Origin of the sequence: Amycolatopsis tolypomycina (assembly GCF_900105945.1) — a bacterium.
Classification (GTDB): Bacteria; Actinomycetota; Actinomycetes; order Mycobacteriales; family Pseudonocardiaceae; genus Amycolatopsis; species Amycolatopsis tolypomycina.
Window position 1 is genome coordinate 2214111 of record NZ_FNSO01000004.1, and the last position, 22342, is coordinate 2236452.

The following is a 22342-nucleotide window of genomic DNA, read 5'->3' on the forward strand; positions in this document are numbered from 1 at the left end:
CCGGTGCAGCGACGGCGAATGAGGATGCGGTGGCGGACGAAGAGACTCTGCGCGACTATCTGAAGTGGACGGTGACCAGCCTCCACGAGACCCAGCAGCAGCTGCGGGACGTCCAGGAACGCGGCCGGGAACCGATCGCGGTGGTCGGCATGGGCTGCCGGCTGCCCGGCGGCGTCCGCGGCCCGGAAGACCTGTGGGCCCTCCTGGACGCGGGCACCGACGCGGTGGCCGGCTTCCCGGCCGACCGCGGCTGGGACACCGGCGACGGCGGGTACGCCCGGCAAGGCGGGTTCGTCGAGGACGCGGCCGGGTTCGACGCGGCCTTCTTCGGCATCTCGCCGCGGGAAGCCCTCGCCATGGACCCGCAGCAGCGGCTCCTCCTGGAGGTCTCGTGGGAGGCACTGGAACGCGCCGGGATCGACCCGGCCGGGCTGAAGGGCTCGAAGACCGGCGTCTTCGCCGGGGCGGCGACCTCCGGCTACGCGTCGGCGTTCGCCGGCGGTGACACCGGCGCCGAGGGCTACCTGATGACCGGCAACGCGGGCAGCGTGATCTCCGGCCGGGTGTCGTACGCGCTCGGGCTGGAAGGCCCGGCGGTCACGGTGGACACGGCGTGCTCGTCGTCGCTGGTCGCCCTGCACCTGGCGGTGCAGGCGCTGCGGCAGCGGGAATGCGGGCTGGCCCTGGTCGGCGGCGTCACGGTGATGGCGACCCCGGGGACGTTCGCGGAGTTCTCGCGGCAGCAGGGCCTGGCCGCCGACGGCCGGTGCAAGTCGTTCTCGGCCGACGCCGACGGCACGGGCTGGGCCGAGGGTGCCGGGGTGCTGGTGGTCGAGCGGCTCTCGGACGCCCGCCGCAACGGGCACCGGGTCTTGGCCGTGGTCACCGGAACGGCGGTGAACTCCGACGGTGCTTCCAACGGCCTGACCGCGCCCAACGGGCCCTCGCAGCGCCGGGTCATCCGCGCCGCGCTCGACAGCGCGCACCTCGCCGCCGCGGACGTCGACGTCGTCGAGGCCCACGGCACCGGCACGACCCTCGGTGACCCGATCGAGGCCCAGGCGCTGCTGGCCACGTACGGGCAGGACCGCGCCGAGCCGTTGTGGCTGGGCTCGCTGAAGTCCAACGTCGGGCACGCGCAGCAGGCGGCCGGGGTGGCCGGCGTGATCAAGATGGTCCTGTCGCTGCAGCACGGTGCGCTGCCGCGAACCCTGCACGTCTCGGAGCCGACGCCGCACGTGGACTGGTCCGCGGGCAAGGTGTCGTTGCTGCGGGAGCCGGTGGCGTGGCCCGCGGGGGACCGCCCGCGGCGGGCCGGGGTGTCGGCGTTCGGGATGAGCGGGACGAACGCGCACGTGATCGTCGAGGACGCGCCCGCTGCCGAAGACGCGCCCGGTGAGCCGCGGGAGCCGGTCGTGACGGCCCCGGTCGTCGCCTGGCCGGTGTCCGGCCGCGGCACCGCCGGCCGGCAGGCCCAGGCCGACCGGCTGCGCGAACACCTCCTCGTCCACCCGGAGCTGGACCCGGCCGACGTGGGCTGGTCCCTGGCCACGACGCGCTCGGCGTTCGACCAGCGTGCCGTCGTCCTCGGCCCCGAGCCGGCGGCGGGCCTGGCCGCGCTCGCGGCGGGCCGTCCCGCCCCCGGCGTCGTGCTCGGCGGCGCAACCGCGGCCGGGCGCACGGTCTTCGTGTTCCCGGGGCAGGGGAGCCAGTGGCTCGGGATGGGCCGGGAGCTGGCGGAGTCGTGCCCGGTGTTCGCGGCCCGGCTGGCGGAGTGCGCGGCCGCGCTCGCGCCTTATGTCTCCCTCGACCTGGACGGTTTTTCCGACGCTGCGGACGTCGTGCAGCCCGCGTTGTGGGCGGTGATGGTGTCGCTCGCCGACGTGTGGCGTGCGGCCGGTGTGGTGCCGGACGCCGTGGTGGGGCACTCGCAGGGTGAGATCGCGGCCGCCGTGGTGTCCGGTGCACTGTCTCTTGAGGACGGTGCTCGTGTGGTCGCCCTGCGCTCGCGCGCCTTGACCGCGCTGGCCGGCCGCGGCGGGATGCTGTCGGTCGCCGAGCCCGCTTCACTGGTCCGTGAGCGGATTGCGCCCTGGGGATCGCGGCTTTCGGTGGCGGCGGTGAACGGGCCGCAGTCCACTGTGGTCTCCGGTGAACCGGAGGCGGTGCGGGAACTGACCGAATCTGCGGATGTCCGGACGCGGGTGATCCCCGTGGACTACGCGTCCCACTCGGCGCAGGTGGACGCGCTGCGCGAAGAGATCGTCTCGGTGCTCGCCGGGATTTCTCCGCGTGAGGTGGAGATCCCGATGCTGTCGGCGATGACCGGCGAGTGGCTGGCCGGGCCCGAGCTGGATCCGGCGTACTGGGCGGCGAGCCTGCGGGAACCGGTGGAGTTCGAGCGGGCGATCCGGGTGCTCGGCGAATCGGGCTACGGCGTGTTCGTCGAGACGTCCCCGCACGCGGTGCTCACCGGCGCGATCGCCGACACCCTCGACGACCCGGTGGCCGTCGGCACCCTCCGCCGTGACGACGGCGGCCCGGCCCGGCTGCTGACGTCGTTCGCCGAAGCCTGGACCCGCGGCGTCGCCCTCGACTGGTCGGCCGTCCTCAGTGGACGGAACGTCGACCTGCCCACCTACGCCTTCCGGCACGACCGGTTCTGGCCCGAACCGGTCACCGTTTCCGAGCGCGCCGCGAGCGACAGCAGCTTCTGGACCGCCGTCGAAAGCGGAGACGTCCCGGCACTGGCGAGCGCCCTCGGCGTCGACGACGCTTCGCTGGGCGAAGTCCTGCCCGCACTGGCCGCCTGGCGGCGCAGCGAACTGGCCGGGTCGGCCGTCGCGGGCTGGCGCTACCGCGTCACCTGGGCCCCCGTTCCCGAGCCCGCCGCCGCCACGCTGTCCGGCACCTGGTTGCTGGTCGGGGTGTCCGCCGAGATCGCGGCCGCGCTGTGCGGTTACGGCGCGGACGTCGTCACGGCGCCCGTGGATGATCTCCCGGCTGGGGACTTCGCGGGTGTGGTCGCGTACGGCGACGACCTGGCTGGGATTCTCCGTCTGGTTCAGGCGGGGATTGACGCGCCGCTGTGGGTGCTGACCCGTGGCGCCGCTCCCGGCGATGGCCCGGTGTCGCTGGAGCAGGCGCAGGTGTGGGGCTTCGGGCGGGTTGCCGCCCTGGAGCACCCGGATCGCTGGGGCGGCCTGGTCGACCTTCCGGCTGTGTGGGACGAGCGTGCCGCGGCGCGGCTGTGCGCGGTCCTCGCCGGGCACGAGGACCAGGTCGCGATCCGGCAGGCGGGCATCCTGGCCCGCCGTCTGGTCCGCGCCCCCGAACCGCGGGAGCTGCGTCGCTTCGAGCCGTCGGGGACTGTGCTGATCACCGGCGGGACCGGGGCGATCGGCGGTCACACCGGCCGCTGGCTGACCGGTCGTGGTGCCACGAACCTGGTGCTGACGAGCCGGTCCGGTCCGGCGGCCGCCGGGGTGCCCGCCCTGGTGGCGGACCTGGCTGCTCGTGGGGCGGCGGTGGACGTCGTCGCGTGCGATGTCGCGGAACGGCCGCAGGTGGCCGGGCTCCTCGACCGGGTCGGCTCCGGGTTGTCGACGGTGGTTCACGCGGCGGGCGTCGGCGAGGGCGGCCCGATCGCCGGCACGACCGCGGAGGATCTGGCCTCGGCGACCGCCGCCAAGGTCCGGGGCGCTCGCTGGCTGGACGAACTCACCCACGACCTCGACGCGTTCGTGATGTTCTCCTCCGGAGCGGCCACCTGGGGCAGTGGCCTGCTTGCCGGGTATGCGGCGGGCAACGCCTACCTCGACGCCCTCGCCGAGGCCCGCCGTGCCCGCGGCCTGGCGGCGACGTCGGTCGCCTGGGGACTCTGGGGCGGCGGCGGCATGGTCGCCGGCCCGGCGGGGGAGCAGCTGCGCCGGTACGGCCTGCGCGTCATCGACCCCGACCGCGGGATCCACGCCCTGGCCCAGGCCCTCGACGCGGACGAGACCGCGGTGACGGTCGCGGACGTCGACTGGGCGAAGTTCGCGCCGACGTTCACCCTGCGCCGCCCGAGCCCGCTCATCGCCGGCCTGCCCGAGGTCGAGGCCGCGCTCGACGCGGACGTCCCGGCCGTGCCCGACACCGAGCTCGGGCAGCGGCTGGCCGGACTGCCGCCCGCGGAACAGGACCGGCTCCTGGTGGACCTCGTCCGCGCCGAAGCCGCCGCCGTCCTGGGCCACGGTTCGGCCGGTGCCGTCGACCCCGGCCGGGCGTTCAAGGACCTGGGCTTCGACTCCCTGACCGCGGTCGAGCTGCGCAACCGGCTCACCGCGGCCACCGGGCTGAGCCTCCCGGCCACCCTGGTCTTCGACCACCCCACCGCGGCCGCACTGGCCCGCCGGCTGCGCGCGGACCTGCTCGGCGACCCGGCGGCGCCGGCCGCGGTCACCGTCACGGCCGCGAGTGACGAGCCACTGGCGATCGTCGGCATGGGCTGCCGCTACCCCGGCGGCGTCACCGGCCCCGACCAGCTGTGGGACCTCCTCGCCGCCGGCACGGACGCCATCGCCGGCTTCCCCGCCGACCGCGGCTGGGACGTCGTCGAGCAGGCCTTCGGCGACCCGGACACGACCTACGCCCGGCAGGGCGGGTTCGTCTACGACGCGGCCGAGTTCGACGCCGGTTTCTTCGGCATCTCGCCGCGGGAGGCGCTGGCCATGGACCCGCAGCAGCGCATGCTGCTCGAGGTGTCGTGGGAGGCGCTCGAACACGCCGGGCTCGATCCGTTGTCCCTCAAGGGATCGCGGACCGGCGTGTACGTCGGCGCCACCTACGCCGGGTACGGCAACGGCCTGGCGGGCGCCGACACCGGCGCCGAGGGCTACCTGCTCACCGGCGGCCTGACCGCGGTCATCTCCGGCCGTGTTTCCTACACCCTCGGCCTGGAGGGCCCGGCGGTCACGGTGGACACGGCGTGTTCGTCGTCGCTGGTCGCGGTGCACCTGGCGGCGCAGGCCCTGCGCGCGGGGGAGTGCTCGATGGCACTGGCGGGCGGCGTGGCGGTGCTGTCGACCCCGGGCGCGTTCATGGAGTTTTCGCAGCAGGGCGGCATGGCCGCCGACGGCCGCTGCAAGGCGTTCGCCGCCGGCGCCGACGGCATCGGCTGGGGCGAAGGCGCCGGAGTGGTCGTCCTCGAGCGGCTGTCCGACGCCCGGCGCCACGGCCACCGGGTCCTGGCCGTGCTCCGCGGGACGGCGACGAACCAGGACGGCGCGTCCAACGGCCTGGCCGCCCCGAACGGGCCGTCGCAGCAGCGGGTGATCCGGGCCGCGCTGGCCGACGCGGGACTGTCCACTCAGGACGTCGACGCGGTGGAAGCGCACGGCACGGGGACGTCTTTGGGTGACCCGATCGAGGCCCAAGCACTCCTGGCGACCTACGGCCAGGATCGCGACGAACCGCTGTGGCTCGGTTCGGTGAAGTCGAACATCGGGCACGCCCAGACCGCCGCCGGGGTTGCCGGGATCATCAAGATGGTCCAGGCGCTGCGGCACGGTGCGCTGCCGCGGACGTTGCACGTTTCCGCGCCGACCCCGCAGGTCGACTGGACCGCCGGGAACGTCCGGCTGCTCACCGAGGCGGTGGAATGGCCCGCCGGCGACCGGCCGCGGCGCGCGGGGGTGTCGGCGTTCGGGATCAGCGGCACCAACGCCCATGTCATCGTCGAAGAGGCACCGGCGGTGGACGTACCACCCGCGCGGACCGGCCTGCCGGTGCTCGACACCGATGCCTCGGCGTGGGTGGTCTCGGGCGTCGGCGCCGAGGGCCTCGCCGCGCAGGCGGGCCGCCTGCGCGAGCACGTGCTGGGCGGTTCGTGGGCCCCGGAGGACGTCGCGTGGTCCCTGGCCACGACCCGCTCGGTGTTCCCACACCGGGCCGTGGTGACCGGCGGCGACCGCCCTGCGGGGTTGGCCGCGGTGGCGACCGGGCAGCCTGCTCCGGGTGTCGTGACGGGTGTCGCGGCTTCGGCCGGGCGTGTCGTGTTCGTGTTCCCGGGTCAGGGGAGTCAGTGGATCGGCATGGGCCGGGAGCTGGCGGAAGTCTCCCCGGTCTTCGCGGCCCGGCTGGCCGAGTGCGCGGCCGCCCTCTCTCCGTACGTACACCTCGATTTGGAGGAACTCGAATCGGCCGACGTGGTCCAGCCCGCCTTGTGGGCCGTGATGGTGTCGCTGGCCGAGGTCTGGCGAGCGGCCGGAGTACGGCCGGACGCGGTGGTCGGGCACTCCCAGGGTGAGATCGCGGCAGCAGTGGTCTCCGGCGCACTGTCCCTTGAGGACGGTGCCAGAGTAGTCGCACTCCGCAGCAAGGTCCTGACCGCGTTGGCCGGCCGCGGCGGGATGATGTCGGTCGCCGAACCCGCGGCGGCTGTGCGTGCACGCATCGCTCCCTGGGGCGAGCGGTTGTCGGTGGCCGCGGTCAACGGTCCTCAGTCCACTGTGGTCTCCGGAGAGCCGGAAGCCTTGCGGGAACTGGCAGAGAGCGCCGATGTGCGCACCCGGATGATCCCGGTGGACTACGCCTCCCACTCGGCCCAGGTCGACGCCCTGCGGGAGGAGATCGAAGAAGTCCTGGCCGGGATCGAGCCGCGTGAGGCGGAGATTCCCATGGTCTCGGCGATGACGGGCGAGTGGCTCACCGGCTCGGAACTCGACCCGGCGTACTGGGCGGCCAGCCTCCGCGAACCCGTCGAGTTCGAGCGGGCGATCCGCGTCCTCGGCGAGTCGGGGCACGACGTCTTCGTCGAAACGTCCCCGCACGCGGTGCTCACCGGCGCGATCGCCGACACCCTCGACGACCCGGTCGTCACCGGCACCCTCCGCCGCGACGACGGTGGCGCCCAGCGGCTGCTCACCTCCCTCGGCGAGGCCTTCGTCCACGGCGTGCCGGTCGACTGGACTTCGGTGCTGCGGCCCGGCCGGCCCGTGCCCTTGCCGACGTACGCCTTCCGGCGCAAGCGGTTCTGGCCCGAGCCGGCCCCGCTCCAGGAAGCCACCGCGCGCGACAGCGGCTTCTGGGCCGCGGTCGACCGGGGTGACGTCCGGGAGCTGGCCGGCACCCTGGACGTCGAGCCGGGCAGCCTCCGGGACGTCCTCCCGGCGCTGGCGTCCTGGCGCCGCCGCGAGCGCGAGGACTCGGCCGTGGCGGACTGGCGCTACCGGATCGCCTGGTCACCGGTCACCGAGCCGGGGAGCGCGGTCGTCACCGGCACCTGGCTGGTCGTGGCGGCCACAGCAGGTGACGCCGAGCCGGTCGAGCGAGCCCTGACCGAGCACGGCGCGCAGGTGACCGTCCTGCCGGCCACCGCCACCGACCGGGCGGCCCTCACCGCCGAGCTCGCGGGCCACCACCCCGACGGCGTGGTCTCCCTGCTGGCCCTGGACGAAGCGCCGGTGCCCGGATTCCCGACGGTCCCGGCCGGCTTGGCCGCAACGCTCGCCCTGGTCCAGTCCCTCGGCGACGCGGGCATCGGCGCCCCACTGTGGGTACTCACCCGCGGCGCCGTGGCCACCGGCCCGGACGAGGCGCTCACCAGCCCGCGCCAGGCCCCGGTGTGGGGCCTCGGCCGCGCGGCCGGGCTCGAGCATGCCGACCGCTGGGGCGGCCTGATCGACCTGCCACCGGAGTGGGACGAGAAGACGGCGGCGCGGCTGTGCACGGCGCTCACGGGCACCGAGGACCAGGTCGCCCTCCGCCGGACCGGGATCCTCGCCCGCCGCCTGGTGCGGTCCGTGCCGCGGCGGACGGCCGGGACGTGGCGGCCCGGCGGCACCGTGCTGCTGACCGGCGGCACCGGCTCGATCGGTGGCCGGGTCGGCACCTGGCTGGCCGGCCGCGGTGCCGAACGGGTGGTGCTGACCAGCCGGTCCGGGCCGTCCGCCCCCGGCGTCGCCGACCTCGCCGCCGACATCGCGGGCTCCGGCTCGCGCGTGGACATCGCCTGCTGCGACCTCGCCGACCGGGATGAGGTGTCCGGGCTGCTCGGCACCATCGCCGCGACCGGGCCTGCCCTCACGTCCGTGCTGCACTCGGCCAACACCGCCTACCTGTCGCGGCTCGACTCCACCGACGTCGCCGGGTTGGCGGCCTCCCTGGGGGCGAAGGCGGCCGGGGCGCGGTGGCTCGACGAGCTGACCGCCGAGCTCGACCTGGATGCCTTCGTGCTCTTCTCCTCCATCTCGGCCACCTGGGGCAGCAACGACCACGGCGCCTACGCCGCCGGCAACGCCTACCTCGACGCGCTGGCCGAACACCGCCGGGCCCGCGGGCTGCCGGGGACGTCGATCGCCTGGGGTGTCTGGGACACCCGCGACTGGGGGGCCGTCGACGCCGTGCTCGACCAGCAGCGGCCCGGCAGCGTCACGCCCGCGCGGCTCGTGCGGCAGGGGATGAACTTCCTCGACCCGGACCGCGCGCTCACCGCCCTCGGCCAGGTGCTCGACGACGACGAGACGTTCATCGCGCTGGCCGACGTCGACTGGGCGCGGTTCGCGCCGGTGTTCAGCGCCGCGCGGGAACGGCCGTTGCTGGACCTCATCCCCGAGGCCCGGGAGTCCGAAGAGGACACTCAGGACGACGGCGAGCTGGCCGCCCGGCTCGCCGCGGCCTCGCCCGCCGAAGGGCTGCGGATCGTCACCGAGCTGGTCCGTACGCACGCCGCGGCCGTCCTCGGCCACGACGGGACCGGCGAGGTGCCCGCCACCCGGGCGTTCCGGGAGCTGGGGTTCGACTCGCTGACCGCGGTCGAGCTGCGCACCCGGCTCGGCGCCGCGACCGGCGTCAAGCTGCCCGCCACCGTGGTCTTCGACTACCCGAACGCCGCCGTGCTCGGCGAGCACGTGTGGACGCTCCTCGGCGGGGCGGGCACCGGCCACGCCGCCACCCTCGACGAGCTCGACCGGCTGGCCGCGTCGCTCACCCCGGCCGACGACGCGGCCCGCGCCGAGATCGCCGCCCGGCTGGACGCACTGGCCCGCCGCTTCCGGAGCCGTCCGGAAGCCGACCAGGCCGACGAATCCCTGCAGGCGGCCACCGCGGACGAGATGTTCGCGCTGCTCGAAGACGAACTCGACGACCCCGACCTCGGCTGACCGGCCGCTCGAAGGAAGTGACACCATGGAGAACGAGGAGAAGCTCCTCGAGTACCTCAAGCAGGTCACCGCGAAGCTGCGCCAGGCGCGGGCGCGGCTGCGCGAGGCGACCGAGCGCGAGCCGATCGCCGTCGTCGGGATGGGCTGCCGGTTCCCCGGCGGCGTCCGCGACCCCGAAGGCCTGTGGCAGCTGCTGGCTTCGGGCGGCGACGCGGTCTCGCCGTTCCCGGCCGACCGCGGCTGGGACGTCGACGCGCTCTACGACCCGGATTCCGACGGCGACGGCACCACGTACGTCGCCCAGGGCGGGTTCCTCCACGGTGCCGCCGACTTCGACGCCGGGTTCTTCGGCATCAGCCCGCGTGAGGCGCTGGCCATGGACCCCCAGCAGCGGCTGCTGCTCGAAGTCGCCTGGGAAGCCGTCGAGAACGCGGGCCTCGACCCGGCGTCGCTGCGCGGCTCGGCGACCGGCGTGTTCGCGGGCGCGGCGCCGTCGGGCTACCTCGGCGCGGGCGCCGCGCTGGAAGGCTCCGAAGGCCACCTGATCACCGGCAACGTGACGAGCGTGATCTCCGGCCGCGTCTCCTACACCCTCGGGCTGGAGGGCCCGGCGGTCACCGTCGACACGGCGTGTTCGTCGTCGCTGGTCGCCCTGCACCTGGCCTGCCAGGCCCTGCGGGCCGAAGAGTGCTCGCTCGCCCTCGCCGGCGGCGTGACCGTGATCGCCGACCCGGCCGAGTTCGTCGGCTTCTCCAAGCAGCGGGTGCTCGCCGCCGACGGCCGCTGCAAGGCGTTCGGCGCCGGCGCCGACGGCATGGGCATCGCCGAGGGCGCCGGTCTCGTGCTGCTGGAACGGCTTTCGGACGCGCGCCGCCACGGCCACGAAGTCTTCGCCGTGCTCACCGGCGGGGCGGTCAACTCCGACGGCGCGTCCAACGGCCTCACCGCGCCGAACGGGCCCTCGCAGCAGCGGGTGATCCGGGCCGCGCTCACCAGCGCGAAACTGGCCGCTTCGGACGTCGACGTCGTCGAGGCGCACGGAACCGGCACCGAACTCGGCGACCCGATCGAAGCGCAGGCCCTGCTGGCCACCTACGGCCAGGGCCGCGCCGAGGACCGGCCGTTGTGGCTCGGCTCGGTGAAGTCCAACATCGGGCACGCGCAGCAGGCCGCCGGCATCGCCGGGGTCATCAAGGTGGTGCAGGCGCTGCGGCACGGCGTGCTGCCCGCGACCCTGCACGCCGGCGAGCCGTCGCCGCACGTCGACTGGGCGGCCGGGAACGTCCGCCTGCTGCAGGAAGCCGTGCCGTGGCCCGCCGGCGAGCGGCCGCGCCGCGGTGCCGTGTCGGCCTTCGGGATCAGCGGCACCAACGCGCACGTGATCGTCGAAGAAGCGCCCACCGCGGACGCCGCCGCTCCCGGGCAGCCCACCGTCCTCACCGGGCCCGCGACGCCGTGGGTCGTGTCCGGCCACGGCGCCGACGGGCTGGCGGCCCAGGCGGGCCGGCTGCGCGAACACGTCCTCGACGGGCCCGGGACCCCGGCGGACGTCGCCTGGTCGCTGGCCACCACCCGGACGGCGTTCGACCGGCGTGCCGTGGTCGTGACCGGCGAAGACCGGGCGGCCGCGCTGGCCGCCATCGCGACCGGGCAGCCCGCGGCCGGGGTCGTGACCGGCGCGGTGCCCGCCGCCGGGGCCGGGCGCACGGTGTTCGTCTTCCCCGGCCAGGGCAGTCAGTGGGCCGGGATGGGCCGCGAGCTGGCCGAGGTGTCGCCGGTGTTCGCGGCGCGGCTGGCCGAGTGTGCGGAGGCCTTGTCGCCCTACCTGGAGCTGGACCTCGACGGTGGGTCCGAGGCTGCCGATGTGGTCCAGCCCGCGTTGTGGGCGGTGATGGTGTCGCTGGCCGAGGTGTGGCGGGCGGCCGGTGTCGTGCCCGACGCGGTGGTGGGTCACTCGCAGGGCGAGATCGCGGCCGCGGTGGTCTCGGGCGCACTGTCCCTTGAGGACGGTGCCAGGGTCGTCGCCCTGCGCAGCAAGGTGCTGACGGCGTTGGCCGGGCACGGCGGGATGCTGTCGATCGCCGAACCGGCGGAGGCCGTGCGTGCCCGCATCGCGCCGTGGGGCGAGCGGTTGTCGGTGGCCGCGGTGAACGGCCCACAGTCCACTGTGGTCTCCGGCGAGCCGGAGGCGTTGCGGGAGCTGGCCGAAGCCGCCGATGTCCGGACCCGGATGATCCCGGTGGACTACGCGTCCCACTCGGCCCAGGTCGACGAGCTGCGCGCGGAGATCCTGCGCGTGCTCGACGGGATCTCCCCGCGCACGGCGGAGATCCCGATGGTGTCGGCCATGACCGGCGAGTGGCTTGCCGGCCCCGAGCTGGACCCGGCCTACTGGTACGCGAGCCTGCGCGAGACCGTCGAGTTCGAACGCGCCGTCCGCATCCTGGGCGAGAGCGGCCACGGCGTCTTCCTCGAGACGTCGCCGCACGCCGTGCTGACCGGGGCGGTCGCGGACACCGTCGGCGGCGCGGTCGTCACCGGCACGCTCCGGCGAGCCGACGGCGGCGCCGAGCGGCTGCTGACGTCCTTCGCCGAGGCCTGGACCCGCGGTGTCACGGTCGACTGGACCACCGTCCTCAGTGGACGAACCGTGCCGCTGCCGACCTACGCCTTCCGGCACCGCCGCTTCTGGCCACGGCCCGCCGAACCGGCCCCGGCGCAGCGGACCGGCGAGGACGCGGAGTTCTGGGCCGCGGTGGACGACGGCAGGCTCGCCGACGTCCTCGACGTCCCCGGCACCGAGGCCGCGGCCGTCCTGCCCGCGCTCTCCGCCTGGCGCCGCCGCAGCCGCGAGGACGCCGAAGTCACCGGCTGGCGCTACCGGATCACCTGGGCACCCGTGCCCGAACCCGGCGCCGGCGTGCTGTCCGGCACCTGGCTGGTGGTCGGCGACCCGGCGGAGACCGCCCCGGTGGCCGACGCCCTGACCGCCCGTGGCGCGGAGGTCGTCACCGCGGCCTCGCCGAGCGTCATGAACGACTCTTTCATGACGTCCGCCGCCAGGAAAGAGTCGTTCATGACGTCGCTGGCCGGGGTGGTGTCCCTGCTGGCCCTCGACGAAAACCCGCTGCCCGCGCACCTGGCCGTCCCCGCCGGCGTCGCGGCGACCCTCGCGCTCGTCCAGGCCCTCGCCGACGCCGGGATCGAGGCACCGCTGTGGGCGCTGACCCGCGGCGCCGTCGCGGCCACGCCCGGCGAGGCGCCCTCGCTCGCCCAAGCCCAGGTCTGGGGCCTGGCCCAGGTCGCGGCCCTGGAGCTGCCGGAACGCTGGGGCGGGCTCGTCGACCTGCCGCCCACGTGGGACGACCGCACCGCCGCCCGGCTGGCCGCCGTGCTCGCCGGGTGCGGCGAGGACCAGGTGGCGTTGCGGCCGACCGGCGTCCTGGCCCGCCGCCTGGTCCGGGCCAAGCCCCCGCGGCCCGGCCGCACCTACCGCCCGCGCGGCACGGCCCTGATCACCGGCGGCACCGGCCTGATCGGCAGCCGGACCGCCGCGTGGCTCGCCGAACGCGGTGCCCCGCGGGTCGTGCTCACCAGCCGGTCCGGGCCCGCCGCGGCCGGTGTCGCGGCCCTGGCCGCCGACCTGGCCGGGGGTGGCACCGCCGTCGACGTCCTCACCTGCGACACGGCCGAACGTGCCCAGGTCGCCGGGCTGCTCGACCGGATCGCCGCCACCGGCCCGGCGCTCTCGTGCGTCATGCACGCCGCCGGTGTCGCGCGGGCCGCGTTCGTCACCGACACGACCGTCGAGGAACTCGCCGACGTCTCCGCCGCGAAGGTCCTCGGCGCCCGCTGGCTGGACGAGCTCACCACGGACCTCGACGCGTTCGTGCTGTTCTCCTCCGGCGCCGCGACCTGGGGCAGCGGCCTGCTCGCCGGGTACGCGGCGGCCAACGCCGCCCTCGACGCGCTCGCCGACGCCCGCCGCGCCCGCGGGCTGGCCGCGACCTCGCTGGCCTGGGGCCTGTGGGGCGGCGGCGGCATGGGCGCCGGGGACGCCGGCGACCAGCTGCGCCGCTACGGCCTGCGCGTGATGGACCCCGAGAAGGGCATCCGCGCGCTGGCCCAGGCCCTCGACAACGGCGACTGGCTCCTCGCCGTCGCCGACGTCGACTGGGCCACGTTCGCCCCGACGTTCACCCTGCGCCGTCCGAGCCCGCTGCTCTCGACCCTGCCCGACGCGGTCAGCGCGCTGGCCGTACCGGAGGCCGAAGCGGTGCCGGTCGGCGAACTGGCTCAGCGGCTCGCCCCGCTGCCCCCGGCCGAGCGGCTCGCCGCGCTCACCGACGTCGTCCGCGCCGAAGCCGCCGCGGTGCTCGGGCACCTCGGCGGCGACGCGATCGAGGCCGACCGGGCCTTCCGCGACCTCGGCTTCGACTCCGTGACGGCGGTGGAGCTGCGCAACCGCCTCACCGAGGCCGCCGGTGTGCGGCTGCCGTCCACCGTGGTCTTCGACTACCCGTCCGCCGCCGCACTGGCCGGGCACCTCGCGGGCGAACTGTTCGGCGCCGCTCCGGCGGTGGCGGAACCCGTCGTGGCCGCGGCCGCCACCGACGACCCGATCGCCATCGTCGGCATGGGCTGCCGCTTCCCGGGCGGCGTGTCCGCGCCCGAGCAGCTGTGGGACGTCCTCGACGCGGGCATCGACGCGATCTCGCCGTTCCCGCGCGACCGCGGCTGGGACATCCGCGGCCTCTACGGGCAGGAAGGCGGCTTCGTCGCCGACGCCGCCGAGTTCGACCCCGGCTTCTTCGGCATCTCGCCGCGGGAAGCCCTCGCCATGGACCCCCAGCAGCGGCTGCTGCTGGAAGTGTCGTGGGAGGCACTGGAGCGCGCCGGGATCGACCCGACCTCGCTCAAGGGCTCGCGGACCGGCGTGTTCGCGGGCGGCTGGCTGCAGGTCTACGGCAACGTGCTCGCCCAGAGCTCCATGCAGGGCTACACCCCGGCCAGCGACGGCGGCAGCGTGCTGTCCGGCCGCGTGTCCTACACCCTCGGCCTGGAGGGCCCGGCCGTCACCGTCGACACCGCGTGCTCGTCCTCGCTGGTCGCGCTGCACCTGGCGATCCAGGCGCTGCGCGCGGGGGAGTGCACGCTCGCGCTGGCCGGCGGGGTCACGGTGATGCCGACGCCGGGCGCGTTCGGCTTCGGCGCGGCCCTCGCCCTGGCCGAAAACGGGCGCTGCAAACCGTTCTCCGCCGACGCGGACGGCATGGGCATGGGCGAGGGCGCGGCGATGCTGGCCGTCGAACGGCTCTCCGACGCGCGACGGCTCGGCCACCCGGTGCTGGCGCTGGTCCGCGGCAGCGCGGTCAACCAGGACGGCGCGTCGAACGGCCTCACCGCGCCGAACGGTCCCTCGCAGCAACGTGTCATCCGGGCCGCGCTGGCGAACGCGGGACTGTCCACATCGGACGTCGACGTGGTGGAGGCGCACGGCACCGGCACGGTGCTCGGCGACCCGATCGAAGCGGGCGCGCTGATCGCCACCTACGGCCAGGACCGCGACCGGCCGGTGTGGCTCGGCTCGGTGAAGTCCAACCTCGGCCACACCCAGGCCGCGGCCGGTGCCGCCGGGCTGATGAAGCTGGTGCTGGCGATGCACCACGGTGTGCTGCCGCGGACCCTGCACGCCGATGAGGTGTCTCCGCACATCGACTGGGCCGCCGGCCGGGTCGAGCTGCTGACGTCCCCGGTGCCGTGGCCCGCGGGCGAGCGGCCGCGCCGGGCCGCCGTCTCCGGCTTCGGCATCAGCGGCACCAACGCCCACGTGGTCATCGAAGAGCCCCCGGCTGCGGTGTCCACTGTGGATGCCCGTACGCCGGTGCTGACCGGGGCCGCGCACGCGTGGCCGGTTTCCGGGCGCACCCCCGAAGGGCTGGCCGGACAGGCCGGGCGGCTGCGGGAGTTCGCCCTCGCCCGCCCGGACCTCGACCCGGCCGACGTCGCGTGGTCGCTGGCGACCACGCGGACGACGTTCGCGCACCGGGCCGTCGTCGTCGGCGCGGACCGCGAAGACCTCGCCGCCCGGCTGGCCGCCGTCGCCACCGGGCAGCCGGACGCCGGGGCGATCGTCGGTGCGGCCCCCGCCGGCGGCCCCGGCAAGGTCGTGTTCGTCTTCCCCGGCCAGGGCAGCCAGTGGCCCGGGATGGGCAGGCAGCTGCTCGAAGAGTCGCCGGTGTTCGCGGCCAAGTTCGCCGAGTGCGCGACGGCACTGCGGTCCTTTGTGGACTGGGACCCGGTCGAGGCGCTGGCCGGTGACCTGGCCACCGCGGACGTGTTGCAGCCGGTGCTGTGGGCGATCATGGTGTCGCTCGCCGAGGTGTGGCGGGCCGCCGGGATCACCCCGGACGCCGTCGTCGGCCACAGCCAGGGCGAGATCGCCGCGGCCTGCGTCGCGGGCATCCTCTCGCTGGAAGATGCCGCCCAGGTCGTCGCGCTGCGGTCGCGGGCGCTGAGCGAACTGGACGTCGAAGGCGGGATGCTCTCGGTCGTCCTGCCCGCCGAGGAGGTCCGGCCGCTGCTGGCACCGTGGGCGGGCCGGCTGTCCGTCGCGGCCGTCAACAGCCCGGCGGCGACCGTCGTCTCCGGCGAACCCGGCGCGCTCACGGAGTTCGAGCGCGAGCTGCGGGCGCGGAAGGTGCTGCGCTGGCGGATCCCGCAGACCGACTTCGTCGCGCACTCGGCGCTGTGCGAGCCGGTCGAAAGCGTGCTGGCCACGGCACTGGCCGACCTGACGCCCACCGCGGGTGACGTCCCGTTCTTCTCCACCGTGCGCGGCACCTGGCTCGACGGCACCGCGCTCGACGCCGGGTACTGGTACGCCAACGTCCGCGAGACCGTGCGGTTCGCCGACGCCGTGACGGCGCTGGCGGCGTCCGGCCACCGGGCCTTCGTCGAGGTCTCGGCGCACCCGGTGCTGACGACCGCCGTCGAGGAGGTGCTCGGCGGCCTGCCGGTCGCCGTCGGGACGCTGCGCCGCGACGACGGCGGGGCGGCCCGGATGCTCGCGTCGCTGGCCCAGGCCCACGCGCACGGCCTGCCGGTCGACTGGCCCGCGGTCTCCGGCGGCGGCCGCCGCGTCGAACTGCCGACGTACGCCTTCCAGCACAAGCGGTACTGGCCACGCCCGAGCGGCGCGGCCGCGGGCGGCGCCGAAGACCTCGGCCTCAGCCCGGTCGGGCACCCCCTGCTCGGCGCCGCGATCGAACGAGCCGACGGCGGCGAGCTCGTCTGCACCGGGCGGCTGTCGCTGCGGACCCACCCGTGGCTGGCCGACCACGCCATCCGGGGCACCGTCATCCTCCCCGGCGCGGCCTTCGCCGAACTCGCCTTCGCGGCCGCCGAACGCGCGGGCTGCGGGCTCGTCGAGGACCTCACCCTGGAAGCGCCGCTGACCGTGCCCGGCGAGGGCGCGGTGGCCCTGCAGGCCGTCGTCGCCACCCCGGACGCCGACGGGCGGCGCGCGCTGACGGTGTACTCCCGGACCGGCGACGACCTGCCCTGGACCCGGCACGCGTCCGGCATCCTCGCCCCGGCCGGCGACCTGCCCGCACCCGACGGCGACTTCGCGCAGTGGCCCCCGGCGGACGCCGAACCCCTGGACATCGGCGGCTTCTACGCGGCCACGGCCGACGGCGGCTACGCACTCGGCCCGGCGTTCCAGGGCCTGAAAGCCGTGTGGCAGCGCGGAACCGACGTCTTCGCCGAGGCCGAACTGCCCGAGGACACCGCCGCCGACGCCGCCCTGTACGGCGTGCACCCGGCGCTGCTCGACGCGGTCCAGCAGGCCGGGGTGTTCGCCACCGGCGGGTGGGACGCGGGGGAGACGTGGCTGTCGTTCGGCTGGACCGGACTGGCCCTGCACGCCGCCCACGCGCGGACGGTGCGGGTGCGGCTGCGCCGCGACCCCGACGGCGGCCTGGCGATGACCGCGGCGGACGCCACCGGCGCCCCGGTGTTCACGATCGACGCGGTGGTCATGCGACGGGCGGAGGCCGTCGCGCCGGCCGACGACGCCGGCGACGCCCTCTTCGGCATCGACTGGACACCGGTGCGGGCGGGGGCCCTCCCGCCGGGCCCGTGGGTGGTCCTCGGCGACGACCTGGTCCCCGCCTTCACCGCGGCCGGTGTTCCGGTCCGCCGGGTCGCGACCCTCGCCGAGGCGGCCGCGCTGGCTCCGTCGTTCGTGGTGGCCGCGGTGCCCGCCGACGACTCGCCGGTCCCGGCCGCCGCCCGCCGCGTGACGGCGGCGGCGCTCGGCCTGGTCCAGGACTGGCTGGCCGCGGAGGACTGCGAAGCGGCCCGCCTGGTGCTGGTGACGCGGTCGGCGGTCGCGGCGGTCCCCGGCGAACCGGTGGCCGACCTGACCGGCGCGGCCGTCTGGGGCCTGGTCCGCTCGGCGCAGTCGGAGAACCCGGACCGCCTGGTCCTGGCCGACCTGCCGCTCTCGGCCGGCCCCGCCCAGGTGACGGCGCTGGCGAAGGCCCTGGCCTCGCGCGAGCCGGAACTGGCCGTCCGCGGCGACCGGGCGTTGACGCGGCGGCTGGTGCGCCCGACGAGCGGACTGTCCATTCCGGACGGCGGCCTGCCGTACCGCTTAGCCGCGGCAGACCACTCAAGCGACCTTGCCCTCGTTCCCTTCCCGGAGGCCGCCCGGCCCCTGGCGCCCGGCGAGGTGCGTGTTGCCGTCCGGGCCGCCGCGCTCGACGGTGACGCCCCGACCCGCACCGGCCCGCTGGGCCACCGCTTCGCCGGGATCGTCGTCGAAACGGCCCCGGATGTCACGGCCTTCGCCACCGGCGACCGGGTCCAGGGCGCCGGGCCCGCGGCGTCGCAGGTCGTCGCCCGAGCCGCCGACCTGGCCTCGCTGACCGGCGATTTTGTCGGCGCGCTGGGTACCGGGCCGGTCCGGGACGTCCGCCGCGCCGTGCTCGACGGTCCGGTCGTGCTCACCTTCCCCGCGACACCGGGGGAACCGGGCACCGTGCTGATCACCGGCGGCACCGGGACGCTCGGCGGCGTCGTCGCCCGGCACCTCGCCGACGCCGGCCGGGCGAAGCGCGTCCTGCTCACCAGCCGGTCCGGGCCCGGCGCCGCGGGCGTCCCCGGCCTCGCCGCCGGGCTCGCCGGCCGCGGGGTCGACGTCGACGTCACCACCTGCGACGCCGCCGAGCCCGCCGGGCTCGCGACCCTGCTCGACCGGGTGCCCGCCCTCACCGGGGTGGTCCACGCGGCGGGCGTGCTCGACGACGGCGTCATCGGGTCGCTCACCCCGGACCGCGTCGAGCGCGTGATGCGGCCGAAGGCGGACGCCGCCTGGCACCTCGACCGGCTCACCCGGGACCGGGACCTCGACCTGTTCGTCCTGTTCTCCTCCGCGGCCGCCACCCTCGGCGCGCCCGGGCAGGGCAACTACGCCGCGGCCAACGGCTTCCTCGACGCGCTCGCGGCCGACCGGCGGGCGGCCGGGCTGCCCGCGGTGTCGCTGACCTGGGGGCTGTGGGCGGAAACCAGCGGCATGACCGAAAGCACCGACCGCGCCCGGCTGGCCCGCACCGGGATCGGCGCCCTCGGCACCGACCAGGGCCTGGCCCTGCTCGACCTGGCGCTGGGCCGGGACGAGCCGCTGCTCGCACCGGTGCCGCTGGACGTGCCGACCCTGCGGGCGATCAGCCGGGCCGGCGGGCGCCTGCCGGCGGTGCTGCACGGCCTCGCCCCGGCACCCCGCGTGGCGACGGACACGGCCGCGGGCCCGGCCCTGCGCGAACGGCTGGCCGCGGCCGGCCCGGACGGCCGGACCGCGGTGCTGACCGACCTCGTCCGTGAACAGGCGGCCGCGGTGCTCGGCCACGGCGCGCCCGAGGCCGTCGACCCCGGTACGGCGTTCCTGGAGCAGGGCATGGATTCGCTGACCGCGGTGGAGTTCCGCAACCGGCTGGCGCTGGTCACCGGGCTGCGGCTCACCGGGCCGCTCGCGTTCGACCACCCGACGCCGTCGGCGCTGGCGGCGTACCTGGCGGACCGGCTGGCCGACACGCCGTCCGCAGTGTCCGAATCGGACACTGAGCCGGATTCCCTTGTCACGCTGTACCGACGGGCCGCCGCGGACGGCCGTGCCGCCGAGGTCATGCGGCTCGTGCAGGGGCTGGCCGGGTTCCGGGAGCAGTTCACCGGGGCGCCGGAGCGGACCCCGCCGCTCGTGCCGGTGACCCGCGGGCCGGCGTCGCCCGCGCTGGTCTGCGTCCCCTCGTTCGCCGGGACGGCCGACGCCCGCGAGTTCGCGCGGTTCGGCGGCGGGTTCCGCGGCCTGCGTCCGGTCTCCGCGCTGCCGGTGCCCGGCTTCGCGCCGGGCGAGCCGCTGGCCGCGACGCCGGACGCGCTGCTCGCCGCGTACGCCGACACCGTGCGGAAGTCGTTGAACGGTGCGCCTTTCGCGCTCGCCGGGTACTCTTCGGGCGGTCTGGTCGCGCACGCGCTGGCGGCCCGGCTGGCGGATCTGGGGACCGTCCCGGCGGCGGTGGTGCTGATCGACACCTTCACCCCGGAGTCCGCCGGTGTCCCCGACGACGTCCTCGCCGCGCTGCCCGGCGCGGTGCTCGAAGGCGGCGCCGACGTCCCGGGCGGGGACGCCTGGCTCACCGCACTGGCGCACTACTACGCGTTCGACTGGCGGGGCCTGCCCCGGCTCGACGTGCCGGCCCTCCTGGTCCGCGCGGCCGACCCGGTGCCGGGCTCCACAGTGGATGGAACGGGCTCCCCGTGGGAGTTCTCGCGGGTGGTCACGACCCTGACCGTGCCGGGGGACCACTTCACGATGATGCGGGAGCACGCCGAATCGACCGCGCGGGCCGTCGAATGGTGGCTCGCCGAGCAGCAAGGCGGTATCTGATGACGGACACGACCGAACACTCCCTCGCGGTGCTCGGCGCCGGGGTGATGGGGACGAACATCGCGGCGCTGGCCACCGGCCACGGCGTCCCCGTGGTCCTGGTGGACGTCAACGACGACGTCCTCGCCGCCGCACGCCTGACCGTGCGGCAGAAGCTCAAGCACGCGCAGCTGATGGGCGTGCTGCCCGCCGGCCGTCCGCGTGGCGAGCTGGTCACCACCACCGCGTTGCCGGACGCGGCCGGCGCCACCACGGTGATCGAGGCGGTCACCGAGGTCGCCGAGACCAAGGCGAAGGTGCTCGGCGAGATCTCCGGCCTGGTGCGCCCGGGCACCCTGCTGATCTCGAACACCTCCTGCATCCCGATCGGCGAAATGGCCGCCTGGGTGCCGCGGCCGGCCGAGCTGGTCGGCGTGCACTTCATGAACCCGGCCTACCTGATCGAGATGGTCGAGGTCATCCGCGGCACCGCCACCAGCGACGAGACCCTGGCGAAGGTCACCGCGGTGCTCACCGCGCTCGGCCGGAAGTCCCTGGTGGTCGACGACGCCCCCGGCTTCGTCATCAACCGGCTGCTGCACCCGCTGATCAACCGCGCGGCGATGCTGGTGCAGGAGGGCGTCGCGCCGGTCGAGGTCGTCGACGGCCTCCTCGAGGGCTGCCTCGGGCACTCGACCGGCCCGCTGCGCACCGCCGACCTGATCGGCATCGACAACCTCGTCGACTCGCTCGTCGTGCTGCACGAGCGCACCGGCGACCCCGAATGCGCGCCCTGCGACCTGATGCTCGACAAGGTCCGGGCGGGACACCACGGCCGGAAGACCGGCCGCGGCTTCTACGACTACCGGAAGGCGGCCGAATGACCACCGCGAACCCGATCACCGACGCGAAGACCGTCGAGGCCGAGCTGCTGGCCTTCCTCGCCGAGCGGATCAAGACGCCGGTGCGCCCGGACGAGGACCTGTTCAAGGCGGGGCTGGTCTCCTCGATGTTCGCCATGCAGCTGGTGGTACACCTCGAGGACACCTACGACATCGAGATCGTCGGCCCGGAGCTGACCCTGGACCACTTCCGCAGCGTCGAGGCGATGACGGCGCTCGTGCTGCGGCTGCGGGAAGGCACGGGCGCGGATGGGTGAGCTCTTGGCCGAGCTGACGTTCCTCGACGAGCTCGTCGGCGACCGCGCCGGCGACTGGGACGTGGCCGGCGAACTGCCGGTGGACCTGCTGCGCAAGCTCGGCGCGATGGGCATCCTGTGCGCCGAGGTGCCGGTGAAGTTCGGCGGCCTCGGGGCGAGCAGCCTGCGCAACGGCGAGCTGACCGCGCACACCGGCGCGCTGTGCAGCTCCCTGCGCAGCGTCATGACGTCGCAGGGGATCGCCGCCACCGCCGTGCGCCGGTTCGGCGACCGCGCGCAGCGGCAGCACTACCTCGCCGAGCTCACCGGCGGGCGGCTCGCCGCGGTCGGGTTCAGCGAACCCGGCGCGGGCAGCGACCTGGCCGCCATGACGACCCGGATCCGCCCGGACGGCGGCAGCGTCGTCGTCACCGGCGAAAAGCGCTGGGTCACCGGGTCCCGCTACGCCGACCTGCTGCTGATCCTGGGCCGCCACGGCGACGACGCGGCCGCGGTCATGGTGCCCGCGGACGCGCCCGGGGTGCGGGTCGAGCCGGTGCCCGCGCCGATGGGCTGCCGCGCGGCCGGGCACGCCCGCGTCGTGCTCGACGACGTCCTCGTGCCCGCCGAAGCCGTGCTCGGGGGCGGGCGGCAGCCGCTGTCGCTGCTGTTCACCACGGCGCTGTCGTACGGCCGGATGTCGATCGCCTGGGGCTGCGCGGGCATCGTGCGGGCCTGCCTGCGCGCGGCGGCCGCGCACGCCCGCGAGCGCGAGCAGTCCGGCAAACCGCTGGGGGAGCACCAGCTCGTCGCCGGGCACCTGGCCGACCTCTACACCGCCGAGCAGATCGTCACGCAGGTCTGCCGGCACGCCAGTGCGGTGCAGGACGCCGGTTCGCCGGAGCAGGCGGTCGCGGCGGTGCTGGCCAAGCAGGTCGGCGCGACGCACGCCGCCCGCGCGGCCGCCACCGCCGTGCAGGTCCTCGCGTCCTGGGGCGCCGGAGACGGTCACGTGGTCGCGCGCGCCTACCGCGACGCGAAGCTGATGGAAGTCATCGAAGGCAGCAACGAAATCTCGCGCCTGGTGCTGGCGCGGCACGTGCTCGACAACGCCTGAACCTGGAGGAAACC

Annotated in this window: 4 protein-coding genes and 1 pseudogene; all 5 read left to right on the forward strand. The window is 75.6% G+C overall.

Features of this window, described 5'->3' with window-relative positions:
• The first annotated feature begins 29 nt into the window (after positions 1-29).
• Positions 30-9143 carry a type I polyketide synthase gene (locus tag BLW76_RS20475; protein ID WP_091309781.1) on the forward strand — a complete coding sequence of 3038 codons (9114 nt, stop codon included), beginning with the start codon at positions 30-32 and terminating at the stop codon, positions 9141-9143.
• Between the two features lie 61 nt (positions 9144-9204).
• Positions 9205-20094, forward strand: a pseudogene (locus BLW76_RS49220) (type I polyketide synthase); the annotation flags it as partial.
• A complete protein-coding gene (locus BLW76_RS20485; RefSeq protein ID WP_091309787.1) occupies positions 20094-20957 on the forward strand; it encodes a 3-hydroxyacyl-CoA dehydrogenase family protein in 864 nt (287 codons plus the stop codon). The pseudogene BLW76_RS49220 and the gene BLW76_RS20485, both read left to right, overlap by 1 nt.
• Positions 20954-21232, forward strand: coding sequence for an acyl carrier protein (locus BLW76_RS20490; RefSeq protein ID WP_091309789.1), 279 nt, complete (start codon positions 20954-20956; stop codon positions 21230-21232). The genes BLW76_RS20485 and BLW76_RS20490 overlap by 4 nt, the downstream gene beginning before the upstream one ends.
• Positions 21225-22328: an acyl-CoA dehydrogenase family protein gene (locus BLW76_RS20495; RefSeq protein ID WP_091309792.1), complete on the forward strand. Its 1104-nt coding sequence runs from the start codon at positions 21225-21227 to the stop codon at positions 22326-22328. Before BLW76_RS20490 ends, BLW76_RS20495 begins: the two co-directional genes overlap by 8 nt.
• Positions 22329-22342 lie beyond the last annotated feature (14 nt).